General features: G+C 46.0%; 2 protein-coding genes. Both read left to right on the top strand.

The genetic code is table 11. The features are described from left to right. The coding region (locus ABQZ09_RS19845) for an RHS repeat-associated core domain-containing protein (RefSeq protein WP_349777715.1) at window positions 1-621 on the top strand (621 nt) is incomplete at its 5' end. Further along, window positions 622-948, top strand: coding sequence for a hypothetical protein (locus ABQZ09_RS19840; protein WP_228313227.1), 327 nt, complete (start codon window positions 622-624; stop codon window positions 946-948). Window positions 949-1,117 lie beyond the last annotated feature (169 nt).

Raw genomic sequence — 1,117 nt, 5'->3', positions numbered from 1 at the left:
GACATGCGGTTCCCAGGGCAGCGGTTTGATGCGGCCAGCGGGTTCAATCAGAACTACTTCCGCGATTACGATGCGGCGACAGGTCGGTATGGGCAGAGTGATCCAATTGGGCTTAGTGGTGGTATAGCTACATACGAGTACTCATCCAGCTCGCCAGTTCTGGTCTCCGACTCGCAAGGCTTGCAGGGCAGAAGGGCTATCCCAGCTCGCCCCATGACCACTCAAGAGATCTTCGCGCGTGTCGAAGTTCCATATTTAGTTCGCCAAATACAGAATTATGAGCCTACTTTCCGCTATCAAACGGTCGGCCCCGTCGGTTACAGGTACAACAATCAAGATGCGAGTTTTTTGAGGGATATCTTGCGGCAGCACGAACAAAGGCAATCTCAGCAATGTCCAGGGCGAATAAATTACGGGTCTACTCCGAGCGGGATTCCGCTTAGTCGTCATTATTCAACGGAAAGAGTGGATCGTAATATTCCAATTAGTTTGGTGGATTATATCGCTAATAATGTTCCTGGCAGGCCGGATCGTGGGGCAATGAACCATTATGATCCTATTAATGATGTAACGGTAATCATAGGTAGAAATGGTGTAATTACGTCCCATCGAGGTGAATAAATGAATGGCTCATACTTGAAAGAAAATTTAAATTTCACTAGAGGTCAGGCGTGTTCGGAAAAGCACGAGTCAGTTATTTTGGATCTAAATGACGAGGGTGAAATTATTAATATTGAGATATTCGGATATTCACATATAGCGGGGCGCCCGCCGAATAATTGTGAAATAGAATGGCTTGTGTCTCAATCGATTGATGTTATTTTCTCGCCTGATGACGATGTCATGTCGATAACAACGAAATTCGGAGAAAATTGCATGCAAAGGACTTCGGTTGCCAAGTTTGGGTTTGATGAGCGCGGTAATTTGGTAGTAATTTCAATCAATTAGAATAATTTAATTAAATCTAAATTAAATTTAGGAATTATTTAGATGTTACAAGACAGCGGTGCTACGGCGTGCTGTAAGTAGTCGGCCGCCTTCGGTCGATGGTCTACCCGGACGGCACCACGGTCGATTATGTCCGCAACGCGCAAGGCCAGACGACCGAGGTTGGGGT

This window comes from Xanthomonas sp. WHRI 6106, from assembly GCF_040202405.1.
Lineage (GTDB): Bacteria > Pseudomonadota > Gammaproteobacteria > Xanthomonadales > Xanthomonadaceae > Xanthomonas > Xanthomonas cannabis.
Note: the sequence above shows the minus strand (reverse complement) of the source record. Positions and strands in the feature narration are given on the sequence as shown.

Bases quoted from the DNA above. Each gene is read 5' to 3' on its own strand.
- ABQZ09_RS19840 (WP_228313227.1), top strand. From the start codon at position 622: ATGAATGGCTCATACTTGAAAGAAAATTTAAATTTCACTAGAGGTCAG.